The following is a 17,004-nucleotide window of genomic DNA, read 5'->3' on the forward strand; positions in this document are numbered from 1 at the left end:
ACTGCGAAAATGATCAAACCGGCCTTCACCCTATCCGCGCTTGTCGGCGCAAGCCTTGCGCTCTCGGCATGCGTGAGTGTTGGCGGGTCAGAACCGCCCGATAGCCTGCTCAGCCTGACGCCGACCGCCATGGCTCCCGCTGGCTCGGGCGCGTCGCACAACCGCGCAGGTAACGAAACCTCCGCCATCGCGGTGCTCACCCCCGAAGTCCCCGCAAAGATCGACGTGCAGCGCGTGCCTGTGAACGTGTCCGACACCGAGATTGCCTACCTGCAGGAAGCGGTCTGGGTCGAAAAGCCCGCGCGCCTGTTCCGCCGCCTGTTGGGCGAGACGCTGCGCACGCGCGGTTCAATGCTGGTGCTCGATGGCGAGGATTCGCCCACGGTCGCCACGCGATACCTGCGCGGCAGCCTCATTGAGATGGGCTATGATGCGCCCACCTCGTCGGTTGTGGTGAGCTTCAACGCGGTCCTGACCAGCGACGATGGCACGGTCACATCGCGGCGGTTCGAAGCGCGCGAGGAGGGGGTTCTGGCCGAAGTGTCTGCGGTCGGTCCGGCGCTCAACCGCGCGTCGAACACGCTCGCCGGCGAAGTCGCCGACTGGGTGATTTCAAAGCCTTAATCGGCCACCGCAAGCCGCACGAATTCGCGCGCTTTCAGGAACGCAGCCTCGCGCCGAACGCGGCGTTCCTCGGCTTCTTCGTCGCGGCCCCAAAGCTCGGCCTGCCATTCTTCTTCAAGGCTCGCCGCCTGCCACAGCGCCAGCGCGTCGGCATCAGGCTCGCTCGCTTCGAGCGCGACCATCAACGATGCGGCAAGCGATGTCATCGCCTCGATCCCGGAAAGCGCAAACGGCGTTTGCTGGCCGAGAGCTTCGCGCAACTTCGCCAGCGTCGCCTCGCTCTGCGGACGGTGGACGATGCCGCTCACCCGGACAAGTTCGATCCCGTGGCGCTTTTCGAAGCGCGCTGCGATCGGCTCCCATATCTCCTGCTGACGGGAATAAAGCGGTTCGTCCGGATCGGCGCGATAGAGCAGCGTGTCGGTGTCGCCATAGGTGAGAACCTTGTCGGCATGCGCAGCGGGATTGTCCGCCACGATGTCGAGCGCGTAATCCGCCATGTCGCGAAAGGGCAGCGATGCGGGGTCGATCTTATCCCCTTGCGCATCCCACTCTGCCGCCAATGCGCTGGCGAGCGCCTGCGTCGGCACGATCTGGCCGGCGCCTTTCTGCGTTCGCAGCCCGCGCCCGTCGAGCGTGACCTGCCACCCACCCGGAGCCTGCTGGGTGTCGACTGACTTGTAAAATCGCTTCACGGTTTATCCATGCCTTCGGGCAGGTGGGTGTCGCGGGCCTTGAACCGGCGCGCTAGAAGCGGTGGGCCGAAGAAGAACGCGATCAGCCCTGCGACTGCTAGCCCCACGCCCAGCCAGTAGGGCGCAGGCACCACTGCGCGGGCAATCGCAATGCCAAGCAGCACCGCGCCGATCGAGGCAAAGCGGGTGAGTTGCAGGTAGACGTAGCGCTGCTGCGCGCGCTCACGCTCTTCATCGGTGTAGGTGCTCATGAAGGCCGCTCCAATTCTTCGCGCAGCGCCGCAACATCGCGCACCACCACGTCGGCACCACTCGCTTCGAGTTCTTCGCTGGTGTGATAGCCCCATGCGACGCCGATCGCGCGCACCCGGCCAGCGCGGGCCATCTGCATGTCGAAGCTGGTATCGCCGATCATCACGGCATTTTCGGGCTCTGCCGCTGCTTCGAACAGAGCGGCTTCAAGCATCGCAGGATGAGGCTTGGACGGATGGCGGTCGGCAGTCTGGAGCGAGACGAACAGGTCGGTGAGACCGTGCGTTGCAAGGCAGGCGGCAAGCCCGCGATCCGATTTGCCCGTGGCGACGGCGAGGCTCCAGCCGTCTTTGTGAAGGTCACGCAGCAGGTCGGCGATCCCGTCATAAAGCGGCTCGCTCAGCAAGCCTTCCTCACGACGGGCGCGGAAGGAGGATTTATAGAATTCGGTCAGGTCGCGCTGCTTGCCCACGTCCTGTTCGGGCGCGAGTTCGCGGATTGCAACCGGCAGGCTCAGCCCGACAAGGCGGCGCACCTGCGCGGGGTCTGGTTCTGGCAGCCGCGCCTTCTGGAAAGCGTGCGCCATCGCCCAGAGGACATCGGCCTGCCCATCGACAAGCGTGCCGTCGCAATCAAAGACGGCGAGGCGCGTCACCTGCTGCGACCCTTCGGCTTGCCTGGCGCTTTGCCCTTGGCCGGCGCTTTGCCCTTCGCGGGAGCTTTCGCCTTCTTCTTCGCCGTCACCTTCGACGTCGCGCGTGTGCGGCGTTCGCCCCGGCGGTCCTTGCGGAATTGCTTGGCGTGTCGGCGGGCGGCCTGCTTTTTCTCCGCAGGCGTGCGTTCGGGCGCTTCGTCGCGGACGGGCGAGGCATCGCTGAGCGAGATATCGAAACCGAGCGATTCCATGCTGGCGGCAAAGTGTTCGGGCAGGTCGGCAGTCACATCGAGCTTGCCGCCCGCGCCTTTCTGTTCCGGCGTGCCGATGATGAGTCGGCGCGCGTGGAGGTGCATCTTGCGGCTGATCGCGCCGGTCAGGAAGGCATCCTGCCCGCCATATTTGCCATCGCCGACAATCGGGTGGCCGATCGCTGCCAAGTGGACGCGCAGCTGGTGCGTGCGACCGGTCAGCGGCTCAAGCTCGACCCATGCCGCGCGCGTGCCCGCCCGCTCGACCACGCGGTAGCGGGTTTTGGCGATCTGGCCGCCTTCCTCATCGACATGCATTTTCTCGCCGCCCGTTCCCGGCTGCTTGGCGAGCGGGGCGTCGATGGTCCCCTCGCGCACTTCGGGCACACCCACGACGAGCGCCCAGTAAACCTTGCGCGCGCTTCGGCCTGAGAATTTGCGCGAATAGGTTGCCGCGCTCCCCGGTGTGCGCGCAATAAGCAGCACGCCCGACGTATCCTTGTCGAGCCGGTGGACGAGGCGCGGACGCGGAGCGTCCTCCTCCTCATCATCGACAAAGGCATCGAGCAGCCCGTCGACATGCTTGGTCGTCTTGCTGCCGCCCTGCGTTGCGAGGCCCGGCGGCTTGTTCAGCACGATGGCGCTGGGTGTTTCGCGGATCACCATGGCGTGTGCCTCGGCAATCTCTTCCTCGGTCAGCGGACGGCGCGGCTTGGGGCCGCGTTTCTGGTCCTCACCGCCGGGCGGAACGCGCAGAACCTGTCCGGCCTCAAGCCGATCCTCAGGCTTCACCCGCCCGCCATCGACGCGCACCTGACCGGTCCTTGCCCAGCGCGAGATGGTCGCAAAGCCGATCTTGGGAAGGTTGCGCTTGAACCAGCGGTCCAGGCGGATGCCGTCGTCATCTTCGGAGATGGTGAACTGGCGTACTTCGTTAGCGGATTTGTTCATGATGAACTCTGCCCCATGACAAGACCGATGATGAAAGCGGCCATTCCGGCGATGACCGAAACGCCGACATAAGCGAGGGCGGGCAGATAGGCAGCGCGGTGCATCATGGTCACCATTTCCGCGCTGAAGGCGCTGAAGGTGGTGAAGCCGCCAAGCAGGCCCACGCCGACCAGCAGCCGTAGCGTCTCCCCCGTTTGTGCGCCCACACTGGCCCGCGCGAGCCAGCCGAACAGGAGGCCCATGGCAAGGCTGCCAATCACGTTGACGGCAAGCGTTGGCCAGGGAAATGTTGCACCGTGGGGCGCCATATGCGTAACCAGCCGTCCCGCCTGATAGCGGCCGACGGCACCGATCCCGCCGCCAAGGGCGACGTAAAGCGATGCAAGGGCTGGGGAGAGTGAAGCTGTGCTCATGAGCGGCCTGCATTAGCGGGAAGGTTGCCGCGCCGCCACAGTGAAAGCACTCTGAGCCTTGCCATTTTCACCACGCGGCGTTATGTGCGCCTCAGTTTTCGCGTGAACCTGCAAGGATTCGCGCCGTTTCCAGCGTCAAATTTACGCGCACTCCCGCAAGGCAAACGGCGGGCTCAGGCGCTTTTTGAAATGAGGTAATAGTCGTTTATGCAAATCATCGTTCGCGATAACAACGTCGATCAGGCCCTTCGTGCGCTCAAGAAGAAGCTGCAGCGTGAAGGTGTATATCGCGAGATGAAGCTGCGTCGGCACTACGAAAAGCCGAGCGAAAAGCGCGCCCGTGAAAAGGCTGCTGCCGTTCGCCGTGCACGCAAGCTTGAGCGTAAGCGTATGGAGCGCGACGGCATCAAGTAAGATGTCGCGAGGGGCAACGGCTTTGTGCCGATGCCCTTCAGCCAAAGCGGGAACCGGTTTTGCGCCCGGAAGGGCCGAGCCGAAAACAAGCGCGAAACGCTTGAAACCCGCCACCGGATAAGCCATCAGGGCGCGGACAGTCTCCGCGCCCTTTTGCTTATGGGGCGCCTGCTTTCTTCAGGGATCATCAATGGCCGAAATTACCCGCGTACCGCTTCAGCCCGTTGCCAAGGGCTCGCTGACCAAAATCTGGCTCGGCGTTGTCGTCGCGCTGCTGGTGGGCGCAGGCCTCGCTTTCGCAGCGGTGCCCAAGGGGTTCAGCATCGACACGCTGGTCGCAGGCGAAGGACCTAATCCTGAGCAGGGCGACATGGTCTTCGTGAAGTATAAAGGCTCGCTCGCCTCCACCGGCGAAGTGTTCGACGAATCGCAGGACATCCCGCTCCCGATCGAAGGCGTGTTTCCCGAAGGCAGCCCGTTCCCGGTCGAGCCTGATTCCACCATCGAAGGCTTCTACCAGGGCCTTCAGCAGATGCAGAAGGGCGGCAAGTACGAACTCTATATCCCGTCCGACATGGCCTATGGCGCAGAACCGCCTCCCGGCGCGCCGATCCCGCCGAACGCAGACCTCGTGTTCGAGATCGAAGTGGTCGACATCATGAGCCGCGAAGTGTTCGACAGGAACCTCACCATCCTGCAACGCGCTATGCAGGGCGGTCTTGGGCAGGGCGGCCCCGGAGGCCCGCCGGAAGGTCAGGCGCAGGACGTGCCGGGCGCAGTACCACCGCAATAATCTTGAACCGGGTGATTTGAACCCGCCGAGGAAAACACAGATGTCGGTTGATAAACAAACCGTCGCCAAGATCGCGTCACTGGCGCGCATCAAGATGGGCGATGAAGAACTCGAACGCATGGTGCCGGAACTCAACGGCATCCTCAATTGGGTGGAACAGCTGGGCGAAGTGAACGTCGAGGGCGTCGAGCCGATGTCGGCTGTCATCCCCAACACGCTGCGCCTTCGCGACGACGTGGTCGATGCCGATCCCAAAACGGGCGGCGGCAAGCGCGACGAAGTGCTGGCCAACGCACCGGCTGCCGAGCACGGCTTTTTCGGCGTACCAAAAGTTATCGAATAGGTTGACCTGAACAAACATGACTGACCTGACCAAACTGGGCGTCAAAGCCATCCGCGACGGTGTTGCCGGCGGAGACTTCACCGCGCGCGAAGTGGCTGAAAGCTTCAACGCCGCGGTCGCCAGCGCTGCTGAACTCAACGCCTTCATCGTGACCACGCCCGACCACGCACTCGCCGCTGCCGATGCAGTGGATGCCAATCGCGCGAAGGGCGAGGAACTGGGCGCAATGGGCGGCGTGCCGATCGGTATGAAGGACCTGTTTGCCACGCACGGCGTGCAGACCACCGCCGCGAGCCACATTCTCGAAGGCTTCAAGCCCCAGTACGAAAGCACCGTCTCGCAGAACCTGTGGAATGCGGGCGCGGGCATGCTGGGCAAGCTCAACCTCGATCAGTTCGCGATGGGTTCCTCGAACGAGACGTCGTACTTCGGCAATGTCGCCTCGCCGTGGCGTAAGGAAGGGGCCAATGCAGCCATGTCGCCGGGTGGCTCTTCGGGCGGTTCGTCCAGCGCGGTTGCCGCACGCATCGCGCCTGCCGCAACCGGCACCGACACCGGCGGCTCGATCCGCCAGCCCGCGGCCTTCACCGGCATCTGCGGGATCAAGCCCACCTATGGCCGCTGCTCGCGCTGGGGCGTGGTGGCGTTTGCGTCGTCTCTAGACCAGGCAGGCCCGATGGCGCGCAGTGTAGAGGATTGCGCGATCATGCTGGGCAGCATGGCGGGCTTCGACCCGAAGGACGCGACCAGCCTGAAGATGGACGTGCCCGACTGGGAAGCCGCGCTCAGCGCAGACCTAAAGGGCAAGCGTGTCGGCATCCCACGCGAATACCGCATGGACGGCACCGACGAGGCGATCCTTGCCTCGTGGGAGCAGGGCAAGGCGTGGCTCAAGGATGCGGGCGCCGAGATCGTCGATGTCTCCCTGCCACACACCAAATATGCGCTCCCCGCCTACTACATCATCGCGCCTGCCGAAGCGTCCTCGAACCTCGCGCGTTATGACGGTGTGCGTTACGGCCTTCGCGATCTGCCTGAGGGCGCAGGCCTCCAGGACATGTACGCCGCCACCCGCGCCGAAGGGTTCGGCGACGAGGTCAAGCGCCGCATCCTGATCGGGACGTACGTGCTCTCCGCAGGGTTCTACGACGCCTATTACAACCAGGCACAGAAGGTCCGCGCGCTGGTTGCCCGCGATTTCGAGCAGGCATTTGCGACATGCGACCTGATCCTCGCGCCGACGACGCCGACCGCGAGCTTCCCGCTTGGCAGCCTTAGCGAAGACCCGCTGACGATGTATCTGAATGACGTCTTCGCCGTTCCCGCATCGCTCGCTGGCCTTCCGGCCATGAGCGTGCCTGCGGGGCTCAACCCCGACGGCCTGCCATTGGGCCTGCAACTGGTCGGCAAGCCCTTCGACGAGCAGACCGTGCTCGATGCAGGGCTGGCGATCCAGCAGCGCGCAGGCTTCGATCATGCGCCGGAGAAGTGGTGGTGACCATCGATCTCCCGCTCATTCTGGCCGGGATCGGCATTATGCTCGCCGTCCCGCTTACCTTCATGGTCGCGAACTGGGTGCGCAAGAATGTCGACCACGGAGAGGCGCGGTTCGGGCCTGATGGCAAGATGATTTCTGACAAAGAGACAAACGATGAGTGACTATCGCATCCAGGGCGCAACGGGCGAGTGGGAGGTCGTGATTGGCCTTGAGGTCCATGCGCAGGTGACTTCCAAGTCGAAACTGTTTTCGGGTGCCAACACCGAATTCGGCGCGGAGCCGAACAGCCAGGTGAGCCTCGTCGATGCGGCCATGCCCGGAATGCTGCCCGTGCCCAACCGCGAGTGCATCCGTCAGGCGGTGCGCACCGGCATGGCGATTGAGGCCGAAATCAACCAGTGGTCACGCTTTGACCGCAAGAACTACTTCTACGCCGATCTGCCGCAGGGCTATCAGATCAGCCAGCTTTACCACCCGCTCGTGGGTGAGGGGCAGTTGCTGATCGAAGCGGACGAAAAGACCGGCATTCCCGAAGACAAGATCATCGGGATCGAACGCATCCACGTTGAACAGGACGCGGGCAAGCTGATGCACGATCAGCACCCGACCATGTCCTATGTCGATCTGAATCGTTCGGGGGTTGCGCTGATGGAAATCGTCTCGCGCCCTGACATGCGCTCGCCTGCCGAAGCCGGGGCCTATGTGCGCAAGCTGCGCTCCATCCTGCGCTATGTCGGATCGTGCGATGGCAACATGGAAGAAGGCTCTATGCGCGCCGACGTGAACGTTTCCGTCCGCAAAGTCGGCGAGGAACTGGGCACGCGGACCGAGACGAAGAACGTGAACTCGGTGCGCTTCGTCATGCAGGTCATCGAATATGAGGCGAACCGTCAGGTCGATGTGCTGGAAAGCGGCGGCACGGTTGACCAGGAAACGCGCCTATTCGACGTCGCGACCGGCACGACGCGCACGATGCGTTCCAAGGAAGACGCGCATGATTATCGCTACTTCCCCGATCCCGACCTGCTGCCGCTGGTGCTGGAAGACGACTTCCTCGAAGAATGTCGCGCTTCCCTCCCTGAACTGCCCGATGCCAAGCGCACGCGGTATGAGAGCGAGCTTGGCCTCACGCCTTACAACGCGCGCGAGCTGACTGCCGAGGTCGAAACCTTTGCGCGCTTCGAAACGCTGCTTTCGGCCACGGCCAGCGCCACGGGCAAGGACGAAAAAACGGTTGCGACGCAGGTTGCGAACTGGGCGCTTTCGGTCGCGCCGGGCGTTATCAAATCGCTCGGCGACGAAGCCAATGTCGAACACGCCACCGCCGAGCGTCAGGCCGCTATCCTCGCAATGCAGGACAAGGGCGAGATCAGCGGCGGTCAGGCCAAGGAAATTTTCGAGATCGTGCTCACACAGGGCCGCGAACCCGCCGAAATCGCCCAGACCGAGGGCCTCAAGCAGGTCAGCGATACCGGCGCGATCGAGGCCGCCATTGACGATATCCTCGCCAATAACGAGGACAAGGTCGAACAATATCGCGGCGGCAAAGACAAGCTCTTCGGCTTCTTCGTCGGCCAGACGATGAAAGCGATGCAGGGCAAGGCGAACCCGGCGGTGGTCAACCAGATTCTCAAGGACAAGCTGGGCTAGGAATTCTCCGCGAAGTTTCTGAAAGCCAGCTGATTCTCATACTTCATTGAGTGTTGAAGTTCGACTCCACTACGTATGTGATCGACTCATTATTCGCATTCAAAACACGGAGCCTCGCGCCTCTATAGGCGATGAATTCTGATTCAGATAAATCGTATTCCGCTTCGTTTGAAAATGCAGGCCTCGCAGTGCTTCCAGAAAACTCGCGATAACTAATTCTAATCCGGTTCCCTACTCTACCACTGTAAATCAGTGTTTGCTGAAAATTGTTCGCGGAAACAATGGGTCGCTTTTCAAACCTGTACGAAAACTCGCTATCGCAATTCGCACTAGTGATGCCATATGTACTTGGACCAACCGCGCATGTTTCCTGCTTATTCTTGGCGAAACGTATACTTTGCGGAAGGACATTGCTGCCGAATAAATTTCCGGTAGTTATAACTCGTCCGAACTCAGAAGGACTGCCAGCACCGCCGAAGGTAGTGTAGATATAATTCTCATCTTCGCCAATCTGAGGATAGAATCCCGGACTTAGCACTACTCCTCGAATATTGTTCTCACGATTCGTCACCGCTCCATTTGTTGTAGTGGCGGTGCCTTGTTTTACCATCTCTTCGCCAATCGACGCGGTTTGCTCTGAACCGATTTGAGGGAAACTGATTTGGCGGGTCTCAGGAACATAATTCGTCTGGATTGTTGTGCAGCCGACAATACTGAGCATACACAGCGTAGCAAAATAGACTTTCATTAGACCCTCCTGTTTTCTCGAGCAGCGATATGGGCTTAAGTTTGAAAGTCAAATTAAAATAGCGGGTTATCGAATGCGCTTTTCGTGACTGCAGTTCAGTTGAAGCCCACCGTTTTGGCGGGCCGAACCTTCCTCTACATCGTCAGCGATGACAACTTCTCGTCCAGCCAGCGTACGCTGCTAATGAAGTTCGAGTGGGTGGGCGCGGGCCGCTGAACACTGCGCGCGCCCACTCAATTCGTCTTCAGTCGCCGAAGCGCGCGGTCAGCTGGATGCCGTAGAATCGCGGCTCTGCCGGGATGAAGGTCGGCACACCGAACGCGCCGCCCGTATTGCCCGCATCGAGCAGGTAATCCTCGTCAAAGGCGTTGCGGATGAAGCCGGCGATTTCGTAGCGCTCATCGGCAAAGCTGAGGCCTGCGCGCGCGTTGACCAGCGTCACGCTGTCCTGCGAGATCAGCGGGTTGTTGGGCACCTCGAAGAAGATGCGGCTGCGATGCGTGACGCTGGGCGTTGCGAAGAAACGCATGCCGTTGCCAAACTCGTAATTTACGCTGAACCCGCCCGATGCCTGAAATTCGGGCTGGAGGCGGAAGCGCGCGCCGCTGAAGGCGGGCGAGAACGCGCCGTCTTCGTCGATGCCGCCGTCGATATAGCCGAAATTGCCGAAGGCCTGGAACCAGTCGGTGAGATCGACGGCAAGCTCGGCCTCGACACCGAGGTTGCTCGCGCTGCCCGCGCTGGCGGTTTCGAAGGCGCCGGTCGGGTTGCCGTCGGCATCGACCTGCGCGATCGAAACCTGGAAGTCGTCATAGATCTGGTAATAGACGCCCAGCGAGCCTGAGACCGCACCGGTCGCGAATTTGAGCCCGCCTTCGTAGTTCCAGACGGTCTCTTCTGCGATGATGTTCGGGTTCGGAATCACATTGCCGACCGCGTCGCGTGCGGCGTTGAGCTGCACGACCGGCGAGCGGCGACCTTGCGAGATGGTGGCGAACACGTTCACGTCATCGGTGATGCGATAGAGCGCGTTGAAGCGCGGCAGCACCGCCTGAAAGCTCTCGTCGGCGATGAAGGTCTGGCCGTTCGTGTCGATCTGGCCCGGAATGAGCGGCGCGCCGGAAAGCACTGAATTCGGGATGTCGGCAAAAAAGCCCGAGCGGCGATATTCGTCGATGAAGCGCGCACCAGCGGTGAGTTCAAGCGCGTCGTTCACGAACCAGGTGATGTCGGCAAAGACCGAGTAAGCCTCGTTGCGGCCCTGGTTTTCAAACACCGATGAGTACGGAATGGCGTTCACCGCGCCCATCGTCGCAAGGCCCGTCACCGCGCTCGCCGGGACGCTGCCATCCGGGCCGACGCAAGGGATGCCCGGAATGAGCGGCGCGCCGAACAGCGAGGTCAGGCATTGCAGGTAAGTGCCCTCTTCGGTTGCAAAGGGGACGTTCTGGACGCCTTCCTCGATGAACAGGTTCCAGCCCGCGCTCGCACGCAGTTGCTGGCCCGAATAGGTGAAGCGGCCTTCGTGACTGATCTGCCAGCCATCGGCGATTTCGGTGAATTCGAGGAAAGGAGCAGCCGACCCGTCCGCGTCGAAAACCTCGCGGCTGTCGAATTCGCGGTACCCGTTGACGGTGGTGAAGGTCCAGTCGTCGCCGAACGCATATTCAGCGGTGAGGTTGAGGTCGTAGACCTCGCGGTTGAGGCCGAGCTGGTCATCGCCCAGTGCCGCCGCGCCAGCCGGATTGCCGCCGAGGTTCGCATCCTCGAACGCGTTGTCCGCACCGCCCGGTGCCCCGGCAAATGCGGGGAAAGTGCCCGAGAGGAACGGCGTGCCGCCATTCCTCTGCTGATCGTAAGTGCCGATCAGATCGACGGTGAGGTCTGGTGTCGGGGTGTAGCGAAGCGAAGCGCGCACGCCGAGCTGGTCCTGCGCGTAGAGCTCTTCTTCCTGATTGGGATTGAGATTCTCCACAAATCCGTCACGGGTGCGCCATTCGAAAGCGACGCGCCCTGCGAGCACGTCCGAGCCTGCATTGATGAAACCGCCGAGCAGCGTCTGGTCGAAATTGCCGTATCCGCCGGTGATCTCACCCGAGAACCCCTCGCGCGGGCGGGCCGACACAAGGCTGATCGCGCCCACGGCCGATGCGGTGCCGAACAAGGTTGCCTGCGGGCCCTTGATCACCTCGACACGCTCAAGATCGTAGATTGCCTGATACGAACCGCGCGAACGCGAGATGTCGACGCCGTTGTAATAAAGCGTGACGCGCGGGCCCTGCTGCGAGGAGCCACTGTCCGAGGTGATGCCGCGAATGACGACGCCGGGATTGTTGGCGCTTTGCTCCTGAATCAGCAGACCGGGGACGTAGTTCGAAAGCTCGTCAAGGTCGGTGATGCCAAGCTCCTCGATCCGCTCACCACTGGTGGCCGAGATCGTGATCGGCACGTCGAGCGCGCGCTGTTCGACCTTTTGCGCGGTGACGATGATGGTGTTGCCGGACTGGCCGCTTTCCTCGCTCTCGCTGTCGGGGCCGGACTGGGCGAGGGCCGGGGTAAGGGGAAGAGCGATTGAGGCGAGCAATGCGCCGCGCAGGAGTGAAGTGTTCATCAGGATGCAAGTGCCTTTTGTGAAGGGTAAGAAAGGTACTTGCAGGGCGCTATGCGCACCGTGTGACACACCAAAGGCCGCATGGTTGCAGTTCGATGACCCGGCCGGAAATGGCGATCATTGTTGCGTTGCAGCAACAAAAAGGCCGCCGGAAGCATCACGCTCCCGGCGGCCCTGATCCCATACTTCAACAGCAGTTAGGCTGCGCCGACGAAGATCGACTTGATATTGGCAAATTCCTTGACGCCAAAGCCGCCATGTTCGCGGCCATAGCCTGAATTCTTCACTCCGCCGAACGGCATGGAGGGGTCGGCAACGCCATAGGTGTTGATGAAGATCATGCCGGTGTCGAAATGCTTCTTTGCCATCTTGATCGCGCGGTCCGTGTCGCGTGACAGGATGCCGCCGCCAAGGCCGTAACGGCTGTCATTGGCAAGGCGCATCGCGTCTTCATCATCCTTGGCGCGGATCACGCTGGCGACGGGTCCGAAGATTTCGTCATCATAAGCGGGCTGGCCGGGGGCGACATCGGTGAGGACGGTCGCGGGATAATATGCGCCGGGGCCATCGGGGATTTCACCGCCACAAGCGATTGTCGCGCCGTTTTCGACCGACTTTTCGACCTGTCCCTGAACGTCTTCGCGAAGGTCGGTGCGAGCCATCGGACCCATGTCGCTGTCATCGGAATTGGGGTCGCCGATCTTGATCGCCTTGAACCGGTCGACGAATTTCTCGACGAACTCGTCATAGACGGCGTCGGTCACGATGAAGCGCTTTCCATTGATGCAGGTCTGGCCATTATTGTAGAGGCGCGCGCGGGCACACACTTCGGCTGCCTTGTCGATATCGGCGTCTTCGAAGACGAGATAGGCATCGTTTGAACCCAGCTCCAGCACGAGCGGCTTCAAGACCTTGCCCGCTTCCTCCGCGACATGCTTTCCGCCGCCGTCCGATCCGGTCAGCGTCACGCCGCGCACCTTGTCATGCGCAATGATCGCATCGGAGGTGTCGTGGTCGATGACGAGCACGGTGAAGAGGTTTTGGGGCAGGCCACCCTTCTCGAAAATCTCCGCGATCTTGAGCCCGCTGCCGGTGCAGTTGGACGCGTGCTTCAAGATCACACCGTTGCCGGTCATAAGGTTGGCGATTGCGTAGCGGATCACCTGATAGGCAGGGAAGTTCCACGGCTGGATGCCATAGACAACGCCGATCGGTGAATAGGTGACGATACCGCGGCCTGCATTGCTCGGGTCGCGCTGTTCGTCGGCGAGTTCGCTGGGGCCGTGCTCTGCGGTATAGTCGCAGATCGAGGCGCACAGTTCGACTTCATCGCGGCTGTCGCCGATCAGCTTGCCGACCTCGTCGGTCATCAGCTGGGCGAGCTCTTCCTTGTTGTCGCGCAGCGCCTTGGCCAGTGCACGCAGCACGTCGGCGCGCTCCTCGAGGCTTTTAAGTTTCCAGCTCTCGAACGCCTCGTGGCATGCGTCGACCTTCGCGCAGGCCTCTTCGCGCGACATCTGCTGATATTCTTCGAGGGTTTCGCCAGTGGCGGGATTGATCGTCTTGATACTGCTCATCAGGGGCCTTTCGGGGGGAATTTGGGGTTCGAAAGGGTAATGAGCGGCAGACGGGCTTCGTTCCCAAATGCTTTTTAAATGGCTTTGACGCGCGGCACGAAAAAGGCCGCCGGGGCGCTAACCCCGACGGCCTTTCTGCAATCTGATTGCGAGCTGGTAAGCGGTCAGCTTACTGCTTTTCGCCCGTCAGCGGCATCGCGCCGAATGCGCCAGCATTGACGTTGCCAGCAAGCTTGCCGCCTTCGACGGTCGCTTCGCAGTCGAGCGTCATCGGCATCGGCACGGTCATGTTCATTTTCCAGGTGAGGGTGTTGCCGTCGATCTTGCCGTCTTCGACATCCATCGAGCCCATGCCACCGGCCATGTTGCCCGAGAAAGTGCCATCGCCATTGTCGACAACGGTAAAGGTGCCCGACTGGTCGCCCATGGGGCTTTTGACGGTGGTTGCGTAGGAACCGGAAACTTCAGACATCGATTTGTCTCCCAATTGAAAATCACGGCCACCGGACCCTCGTGGCCGGGCGGCGTTGTGCGCCGTTTTACACGTCAGCTTGCCGTGTTCAACCACTATCGAGCGCACAAAAAAGGGGTGCGGAGCCTCGTTTCCAAGGCCCCGCACCCCTAATCCTTCAAAGCCGTAGCGTCGGCGCTTATTCGGTGCCTTCCATCTCGCGTGTTTCGACCGGAAGCCCGAGCTGTTCGAGCTGCGGCGCGACCACTTCGGCGTCGCCAACCACGATCCATACGAAGTTGCCAGCGTTCAACGCGGCGCGTGCAGCCGCATTGAGGCTGTCGGTGGTCTGCGCCGTGTATTTGGCGACAAGCCCTTCGTAATAATCGTCCGGACGGCCATAGAGCGCGTTGCTCTGCATTGCGCTCAGCACCGCGCCCGAAGTTTCGAAGCGGCCCGGAAGTTCGCCGATCTCGCTTGCAACATTGCGGGCAAGCTCTTCATCGGTGACGCCATTGGTGGTCAGGAATTCTTCGGTTTCGCGGATCATCTCCGCAACCGAATCGCCTGTACGGTCGGCCTGAACGCCGCCCGAGATCGCGTAGACCACCGCGTTTTCACGCGTCTGCGGCCCGCCGCGAACACCGTAGGACCAGCCCTTCGTCTCACGCAGGTTCATGTTGAGACGCGCGAGGAAGTTGCCGCCCAGCGAGTTGTTGGCGTTGGTGAAGTCGATATAGGCCGGATCGCTCCCATCCAGCGGCGTGATCTGCGCCCCAAGGATAAAGCTCTGCGGTGAGTTTGGACGATTGATCAGCACAATCCGTCCGCCCTCGCTCGCATCGGGAAGGGTGGAGAAGTCTTTTTCACCCTTGGGCGTGGCTGGCGGGCTCCAGTCGCCGAACGCGGCGTTAAGCTGTTCGACCACTTCTGCCATCGGCAGGCTCGACACCACGAAAACTTCACCGTTGTCAGGCCTGATCCAGTTGTACTGGAAGCTGACGAGGTCCTCGCGCGTGAGGGCCTGAATGCTCTCGATCGTGGTGACGCCGCCATAGGGCGTGTCCTCGCCGTAAAGCTCGACGCCCAGAGCGCGCTGGGCGATGCCGCCAGGCGAACGCATCTGCGCACGGATGCCGGTGACGGTCTGCGCCTTCACGCGGTTCAGATCGCTTTCGTTGAAAGCAGGCTCACGAATGATCGAGGCGAACAGGTCGAGCGACGGGGCAAGGTTGGCCGACAGCGCCGAAAGCGTGAAGGTCGAACGGTCATCGCCGCCACCGGTCGAGATGTTGACGCCCAGCCGCTCGCGCTCTTCGGCGATCTGCTGGCTGGTCATGCTCGCCGTGCCTTCGTCGAACAGGCCAAGCGTCAGCCCTTCGAGCCCGCGCATGGTCGCAGGGTCAGCCGCGCTGCCTGCGTTGAACGACAAGGTCACGTAAGTTGCCGGGACAGCGTCGCGCTGCGCGTAGGTAAGTTCCATGCCGTTGGCGAGCGTGGTGCGCATCAGGTCCGGGAAGTCGAGCGAAGGCACGCTGTCGATCGCCGGGGCCGGACGTTCCATCGAAACGGTCAGCTCTTCAGAAGCGCGGTCGCGCTCGGATGTGTTCGCTTCGGCGGCGACGCTGGCTGCCTCTTCGTATTCGGCATCGCGCTCACCCGGTTCGAGGATCAGGGTGAAAGCGGGCTTGGTCATCCATTTCTGCATCGCGGCCTGCACGTCGGCAGGCGTGATCGAGGCGAGAAGGCCGAGCTGTTCAACGGCGAAGCCGGGATTGTCGGCAAGCACCTCACCGCGGGCAAGGGCAACCGCCTTGCCGCCAAAACCGCCGACCTGTTCGAGGCCGCGGATCGTGCCTGCAAGGTTGGAAGTCGCCGCGCGGCGCACTTCGTCTTCGGTCGGGCCTTCGACGATGAATTGAGCGACGAGCTGCTTGAGGCGCGCTTCGAGCGCCGAAAGCTCGACGCCATCCTTGAGCGTTGCGCCGACGCTGATGAGGCCGACGCGCTGGAAGTCGAAATTGCCAGCCGAGACGCCGACGGCAAGCTGTTCGTCGCGAACAAGCACTTCGTCGAGGCGGCTCGACAAGAGACCGCCGAGAACCTGCGTGCCGACATTGAGCGCGGTTAGGTCTTCACTCGTAATGCCCGGAGCGGGCCAGTACATGCTGATCGAGGTCGCTGCGACCTGATCGCGCATGACGGTTCGCACCGGCTCGCTGAGCGTCGGGATATCGGCAGCTGCGGGCGTGTTGACCGGGCCGCGAGCGATCGGGCCGAACCACTTTTCGACCAGCGGGCGCGCTTCGGCGGCGTCGATGTCGCCGGCGAGCACGAGGGTCGCGTTGTTGGGGCCGTACTTGTCGCGGAACCAGCTGCGCACATCGTCCATCGAAGCTGCATCGAGGTCGGCCATCGAGCCGATCACCGAGTGCTGGTACGGGTGGCCATCCGGGAAGATGGTTTCGAGAATTTCGTAGAAGACGAGACCGCCGGGCTGGTTATCGCCCTGACGCTTTTCGTTCTGCACGACGCCGCGCTGGTTATCGAGCTTGCCTTGCGTCACCGCGCCGAGCAGATAGCCCATGCGGTCGCTTTCCAGCCACAGCGCGCGCTCAAGCGCGGGGCGCGGCACGGTCTGGAAATAGTTGGTGCGGTCGAAATTGGTGGTGCCGTTGTAATCGGTCGCGCCCATTTCCTGCAGATACTGGAAATAGTCGTTCGGCGCGTTTTCCGAACCGTTGAACATCAGGTGTTCGAACAGGTGGGCAAAGCCGGTCTTGCCTTCGGGTTCGTCCTTCGAGCCGACATTGTACCACACGGCAACGCCGACGATCGGCGCCTTGCGGTCTTCGTGCACGATGACGGTGAGGCCGTTTTCGAGCTGGAATTCCTCATACGGAATCTGGACTTGCGAAACGAGTTCTTCGAGGTCGCCGGCGCTGGCTTCGCTCGCATCCATGTGCGCTTCGGCCATGGCCGGAGTAATTGGTGCCGCGATCGCGACGCTTAGCGCCGCAAGACTTGCGGCTGCAAAACGGATATTCATTGATGTGCTCCCCTAATCAGGTCTCTTCC

General features: G+C 62.0%; 18 protein-coding genes. 8 read left to right on the forward strand and 10 right to left on the reverse strand.

Annotated features, from left to right (window positions below):
* Positions 1-9: 9 nt before the first annotated feature.
* A complete protein-coding gene (locus CD351_RS05645; RefSeq protein ID WP_111991693.1) occupies positions 10-624 on the forward strand; it encodes an ABC-type transport auxiliary lipoprotein family protein in 615 nt (204 codons plus the stop codon).
* Here CD351_RS05645 and CD351_RS05650 read toward each other — a convergent pair.
* From CD351_RS05650 to crcB, 5 genes are read right to left on the reverse strand one after another with little or no spacing between them, the layout of a single operon-like run.
* Complete coding sequence (locus CD351_RS05650; protein WP_111991694.1) at positions 621-1,319, reverse strand: ATP12 family chaperone protein; 699 nt, start codon at positions 1,317-1,319, stop codon at positions 621-623. The genes CD351_RS05645 and CD351_RS05650 overlap by 4 nt on opposite strands.
* A complete protein-coding gene (locus CD351_RS05655) occupies positions 1,316-1,570 on the reverse strand; it encodes a hypothetical protein (RefSeq protein WP_111991695.1) in 255 nt (84 codons plus the stop codon). The genes CD351_RS05650 and CD351_RS05655 overlap by 4 nt, the downstream gene beginning before the upstream one ends.
* Positions 1,567-2,226 (reverse strand): HAD-IA family hydrolase, encoded by a 660-nt coding sequence (locus CD351_RS05660; protein WP_111991696.1) that lies wholly within the window; start codon positions 2,224-2,226, stop codon positions 1,567-1,569. Before CD351_RS05660 ends, CD351_RS05655 begins: the two co-directional genes overlap by 4 nt.
* Entirely contained in the window at positions 2,223-3,428 is a 1,206-nt protein-coding gene (locus CD351_RS05665) for an RluA family pseudouridine synthase (RefSeq protein WP_111991697.1), read from the reverse strand. Before CD351_RS05665 ends, CD351_RS05660 begins: the two co-directional genes overlap by 4 nt.
* The gene (crcB, locus tag CD351_RS05670) at positions 3,425-3,841 is read right to left on the reverse strand and encodes a fluoride efflux transporter CrcB (RefSeq protein ID WP_111991698.1); all 417 of its coding nucleotides are present in this window, start codon (positions 3,839-3,841) and stop codon (positions 3,425-3,427) included. Before crcB ends, CD351_RS05665 begins: the two co-directional genes overlap by 4 nt.
* Before the next feature lie 207 nt (positions 3,842-4,048).
* On the opposite strand from crcB, the gene rpsU reads away from it, so the two are divergent.
* The 6 genes from rpsU to gatB all read left to right on the forward strand — a co-directional run bounded on the left by rpsU (position 4,049) and on the right by gatB (position 8,539).
* The gene (gene rpsU, locus CD351_RS05675) at positions 4,049-4,255 is read left to right on the forward strand and encodes a 30S ribosomal protein S21 (protein ID WP_034952298.1); all 207 of its coding nucleotides are present in this window, start codon (positions 4,049-4,051) and stop codon (positions 4,253-4,255) included.
* Positions 4,256-4,445: 190 nt separating this feature from the next.
* Positions 4,446-5,048, forward strand: coding sequence for an FKBP-type peptidyl-prolyl cis-trans isomerase (locus CD351_RS05680; protein ID WP_111991699.1), 603 nt, complete (start codon positions 4,446-4,448; stop codon positions 5,046-5,048).
* Positions 5,049-5,088: 40 nt separating this feature from the next.
* Positions 5,089-5,391 carry an Asp-tRNA(Asn)/Glu-tRNA(Gln) amidotransferase subunit GatC gene (gatC, locus tag CD351_RS05685; protein WP_111991700.1) on the forward strand — a complete coding sequence of 101 codons (303 nt, stop codon included), beginning with the start codon at positions 5,089-5,091 and terminating at the stop codon, positions 5,389-5,391.
* Positions 5,392-5,407: 16 nt separating this feature from the next.
* A complete protein-coding gene (gene gatA / locus CD351_RS05690; protein ID WP_111991701.1) occupies positions 5,408-6,889 on the forward strand; it encodes an Asp-tRNA(Asn)/Glu-tRNA(Gln) amidotransferase subunit GatA in 1,482 nt (493 codons plus the stop codon).
* Positions 6,886-7,050 (forward strand): glutamyl-tRNA amidotransferase, encoded by a 165-nt coding sequence (locus CD351_RS05695; RefSeq protein WP_234027246.1) that lies wholly within the window; start codon positions 6,886-6,888, stop codon positions 7,048-7,050. Before gatA ends, CD351_RS05695 begins: the two co-directional genes overlap by 4 nt.
* Positions 7,043-8,539 (forward strand): Asp-tRNA(Asn)/Glu-tRNA(Gln) amidotransferase subunit GatB, encoded by a 1,497-nt coding sequence (gatB, locus tag CD351_RS05700; protein WP_111991703.1) that lies wholly within the window; start codon positions 7,043-7,045, stop codon positions 8,537-8,539. Before CD351_RS05695 ends, gatB begins: the two co-directional genes overlap by 8 nt.
* A gap of 43 nt (positions 8,540-8,582) precedes the next feature.
* Here the strand turns inward: gatB and CD351_RS15680 are convergent, their stop codons facing one another.
* Positions 8,583-9,287, reverse strand: a complete 705-nt coding sequence (locus CD351_RS15680; protein WP_162627626.1) for a hypothetical protein — start codon at positions 9,285-9,287, stop codon at positions 8,583-8,585.
* Between the two features lie 84 nt (positions 9,288-9,371).
* On the opposite strand from CD351_RS15680, the gene CD351_RS16015 reads away from it, so the two are divergent.
* Positions 9,372-9,503 carry a hypothetical protein gene (locus CD351_RS16015; protein ID WP_255413045.1) on the forward strand — a complete coding sequence of 44 codons (132 nt, stop codon included), beginning with the start codon at positions 9,372-9,374 and terminating at the stop codon, positions 9,501-9,503.
* A 28-nt stretch (positions 9,504-9,531) separates the two neighbouring features.
* Here CD351_RS16015 and CD351_RS05705 read toward each other — a convergent pair whose 3' ends face one another.
* The 4 genes from CD351_RS05705 to CD351_RS05720 all read right to left on the reverse strand — a co-directional run bounded on the left by CD351_RS05705 (position 9,532) and on the right by CD351_RS05720 (position 16,975).
* Positions 9,532-11,898, reverse strand: a complete 2,367-nt coding sequence (locus CD351_RS05705; RefSeq protein WP_111991704.1) for a TonB-dependent receptor — start codon at positions 11,896-11,898, stop codon at positions 9,532-9,534.
* Between the two features lie 197 nt (positions 11,899-12,095).
* Entirely contained in the window at positions 12,096-13,475 is a 1,380-nt protein-coding gene (locus CD351_RS05710; RefSeq protein WP_111991705.1) for an NAD-dependent succinate-semialdehyde dehydrogenase, read from the reverse strand.
* 169 nt (positions 13,476-13,644) lie between these two features.
* A complete protein-coding gene (locus CD351_RS05715) occupies positions 13,645-13,947 on the reverse strand; it encodes a hypothetical protein (protein WP_111991706.1) in 303 nt (100 codons plus the stop codon).
* A gap of 178 nt (positions 13,948-14,125) precedes the next feature.
* Positions 14,126-16,975, reverse strand: coding sequence for a pitrilysin family protein (locus CD351_RS05720; RefSeq protein ID WP_111991707.1), 2,850 nt, complete (start codon positions 16,973-16,975; stop codon positions 14,126-14,128).
* Between the last annotated feature and the right edge of the window lie 29 nt (positions 16,976-17,004).

Source organism: Erythrobacter sp. KY5 (assembly GCF_003264115.1).
Lineage (GTDB): Bacteria > Pseudomonadota > Alphaproteobacteria > Sphingomonadales > Sphingomonadaceae > Erythrobacter.